This window comes from Inquilinus sp. (genome assembly GCF_057815775.1).
In genome coordinates this window covers 1-3,764 of record NZ_JBYRFX010000543.1, presented here as the reverse complement: position 1 = coordinate 3,764, position 3,764 = coordinate 1, and the positions used below count along the sequence as shown (strand labels likewise).

Sequence of the window (3,764 nt, the reverse complement as noted above, 5' to 3'; positions counted from 1 at the left end):
TCGTAACTCTGGCGCACCGGGGCGCGGAAGGCGGCTTCTTCTTCAGCCGACCACTTCTCGCCACGCTGCTCCATCGCATCTCGCTTGATGGTCGCGAGCACGCTGGCCGCCTGCTCGCCGCCCATCACGGAGATACGGCTGTTGGGCCAGGTGAACAGGAAGCGCGGCGAGTAGGCACGGCCGCACATGCCGTAATTTCCCGCGCCGAAACTACCGCCGATGATGACAGTGAGCTTCGGCACTTCGGCGCAGGCGACCGCGGTGACCAGCTTGGCGCCGTCTTTGGCGATGCCGCCGCGTTCGTATTTCGACCCGACCATGAAGCCAGTGATGTTCTGCAGGAACAGCAGCGGGATGCCGCGCTGGGCGCAGAGTTCGACGAAATGGGCGCCCTTCAGCGCGCTTTCCGAGAACAGGATGCCGTTGTTGGCGACGATGCCGACCGGAATGCCCCAGAGATGGGCGAAGCCGCAGACCAGGGTGGTGCCGTACAGCGCCTTGAACTCGTCGAACTCGGAGCCGTCGACCAGCCGGGCGATCACCTCGCGCACATCGAACGGCTTGCGCAGGTCGGTGCCGGTGATGCCGTACAGGTCGGTGGCCGGGTACAGCGGCTCGACCGTTTCGCGCAGCGCCAGGGCCGGCCGCTTGGTCCGGTTCAGGGTGGTGACGATGCGGCGGGCGATCGCCAGGGCGTGATGATCGTCCTGGGCGTAATGATCGGTGACGCCGGACACCCGGCTGTGCACGTCGGCGCCGCCGAGATCCTCGGCCGAGACTACCTCGCCGGTCGCCGCCTTCACCAGCGGCGGACCGCCGAGGAAGATGGTGCCCTGGCCCTTCACGATGATCGATTCATCCGACATCGCCGGCACATAGGCGCCGCCGGCGGTGCACGACCCCATCACCACGGCGATCTGCGGGATGCCGGCGGCGGACATCGTCGCCTGATTGTAGAAGATGCGGCCGAAATGATCGCGGTCGGGGAAGACCTCGTCCTGTAGCGGCAGGAAGGCGCCGCCCGAATCGACGAGATAGATGCAAGGCAGGTTGTTCTCGCGCGCGATCTCCTGCGCCCGCAGGTGCTTCTTCACCGTCAGCGGATAGTAGGTGCCGCCCTTCACCGTCGCGTCGTTGACGACGACGACACATTCCTGGCCCTCGACCGGGCCGATGCCGGTGATGATGCCGGCCGCCGGCACATCATCCTCATAGACGCCGTGGCCGGCCAGTTGCGACAGCTCGAGGAACGGCGCGCCGGGGTCGAGCAGCGCCCGCACCCGCTCGCGCGGCAGCAGCTTGCCGCGGCCGACATGCCGGTCCCGCGCCGCCTGGCCGCCGCCCTGCTTGATTCGGCCGATGGTGGATTGCAGGTCGTCGACGGCCGCGCGCATGGCCGTTTCGTTGTCGCGAAAGGCCGGGGACCGCGTGTCCACCGCACTCTTCAAGACGGGCATGGACGCTCCAGCTCAAGCCAACCGATGCCGCGCACCATGCCGGGATGCAGGATTCCGAGCAAGGGCAGAACGATTGTTGCCGAAAGACCGCACGGGATGCGGCCACAAAAAAGGGGGCCGAAGCCCCCTTTTCCGTCGTTCAAGCAACGCCGCAATCGACGGCCTCTATAGGCCGCGATGGAATCACGGGCACTGCGGATCGCCCTTGGTGCATTGCGGGCCGTTGGTCACCAGCTGGTTCGGCGCACGGTAGACGTAGCGATTGACCACTTGGCCATTCTGGACCGTGGTGGTCGAGCTCTGCAGCGTCGAGCCGGGCGGCACGTTCTGCGGCAGCACGGTCGGCGCCGGCGGCGTCCCGCCATCCACATAGCCCACGGGAGCGGGCTGGGCGCAGGCGCCAAGCGCGAGGACCGCGGCAAAACCGGAGAGCAGGGCAATTTTACGAAGCTCGATGCGCATAGCACCTTCTCCTCTTTATCGTTACCGATCGGGCCGCGAACACGGCGCTAAGCCGATAGCACACTGGCAGGGTGGTTCAGGCTTCCGGTAATTACAACCGTGCAACCCGCCAAATGGTTCCCGCTTCGTGTCGTCTGGTCAGAGCCAGTCCGGATTGGGGATCGCCTGATAGGCCCGGCGCAGGGCGTCCGACCAGCTCTGCCGCAGGCCGGAGAAATACGGGTCGTCCTCGCCGATGCGGCGGCGCAGGGCGATGGCCAGGGCATCGCGGCGATACAGCGCCACATCGACCGGCAGCCCGACCGACAGGTTGCTGCGCAGCGTCGAATCCATCGACACCAGGCCGAGCTTGAGGCCATCGATCAGCGGCGTCTCGAACCGGGCGACGCGGTCGAGGATCGGCTTGCCGTATTTGTGCTCGCCGATCTGCAGATAGGGCGTGTCCGACGTCGCCTCGATGAAGTTGCCGGCCTGGTAGATCTCGAACAGCCGGCAGCGCCGGCCCTTGATCTGCCCGCCGAGCAGGAAGGAGGCGTTGAAGCCGCCGGCATGCTGCTCCATCGCCGGGCCGTCGCGGTCCCACACCGCGCGCACCGCCTCGCCCACCAGTTCGGAGCAGCGGAACATCGACGGCGCGTTGATCAGGCTCTCGCGCTTGTCGTCGGCGGCGTCGACCGCCTCGGACAAGAGCGCCACCACCGACTGGGTGATCGCGAGGTTGCCGGCGGTGAGCAGGATCAGCACCAGGTCGCCCGGGCGTTCCCAGATGTGCATCTTGCGGAAGGTGGAGATGTTGTCGACACCGGCATTGGTCCGGGTGTCGGAGATCATCACCAGCCCTTCTTCGAGCAGGAGACCGAGTCCGTAGGTCATGCGCAACAATCCGGGGGCATCGGGAAGAGAAAGGGGCGATCAGGCCTGCGCCTGGGTCTGCGACTGGCCGACGCGGACCGTGACCTCCAGCGCCTCGCCGCTGCCGCCGTGGCGCAGGCCACGGACCGGCGCGGCGTCGCGGTAGTCGAGGCCGATGGCGACGCGGACATAGTGCTCGGTCGGGCAGATGCCGTTGGCGGCGTCGAAGCCGACCCAGCCCAGCCCGTCGATGAAGGCCTCGGCCCAGGCGTGGCCGGCGGCCTGTTCGACGCTGCCATCGGCCATGAGGAGGTAGCCGCCGACAGAGCGGGCCGGCAGCCCGAGGTGCCGCGCGCAGGCGAGGAAGACATGGGTGTGATCCTGGCAGACGCCGATGCCGGCCGCGAGCGCCGCGGCCGCGGTGGTGGCGGCGTCGGTCTGGGCTGGCTGGAAGGCGATGCGTTCGCGCACCATGCGGGTCAGCGCATGGGCCCGCGCCAGCGGATCGGGCCCGGCCTCGGCCGCGACCGTGTCCGCCAGCTCGCGCAGCGCCGCATCGGCCAGGGCCAACGGCGATGGGCGGAGGTAGAAGGCGGGCGGGAACGGTTCGGTCGTCCCGGTGACGATGCCGTGGGTGTCGTGGGTGTGGACCTCGCCCTCGACCAGCAGGGTCAGCGTGTCGTGCGGGCGTTCCAGCGACATCATGTCGACGGTGTTGCCGTAGCCGTCCTCGCCGGGGGCGAGGTTGGCCCCGGCCGGCGGCACCACGCGCCAGCGCAGCACCTCCTGCCCGTCATGCGACCGCGGCGTCAGGCGCAGCATCTGCAGCGTCCGGTCGACCGGCGTGTCGTAGCGGTAACGGGTCTCGTGTCGGATCAGGAGGCGCATCTGGAGGGGCCGGGGGTCAGAGGAGGTAGGCCTTGCTGACCTCGAGGCCGAGGATGTTGTTCTGCTGGATGAAGTCGGTCAGATACTCGTGCAGTCCCGTTCGTA

Annotated in this window: 4 protein-coding genes; all 4 read right to left on the bottom strand. The window is 68.0% G+C overall.

Annotated elements, in window-relative coordinates; translation table 11 throughout:
• Window positions 1–1,457 (bottom strand): carboxyl transferase domain-containing protein (locus AC3XYG_RS18995; RefSeq protein ID WP_489141425.1); only part of this gene is annotated, 1,457 nt, incomplete at its 3' end.
• Window positions 1,458–1,640: 183 nt separating this feature from the next.
• Window positions 1,641–1,919, bottom strand: coding sequence for a hypothetical protein (locus AC3XYG_RS18990; RefSeq protein WP_489141424.1), 279 nt, complete (start codon window positions 1,917–1,919; stop codon window positions 1,641–1,643).
• Window positions 1,920–2,057: 138 nt separating this feature from the next.
• Complete coding sequence (locus tag AC3XYG_RS18985) at window positions 2,058–2,792, bottom strand: proteasome-type protease (protein WP_489141423.1); 735 nt, start codon at window positions 2,790–2,792, stop codon at window positions 2,058–2,060.
• Window positions 2,793–2,831: 39 nt separating this feature from the next.
• The gene (locus AC3XYG_RS18980) at window positions 2,832–3,659 is read right to left on the bottom strand and encodes a transglutaminase family protein (RefSeq protein WP_489141422.1); all 828 of its coding nucleotides are present in this window, start codon (window positions 3,657–3,659) and stop codon (window positions 2,832–2,834) included.
• Between the last annotated feature and the right edge of the window lie 105 nt (window positions 3,660–3,764).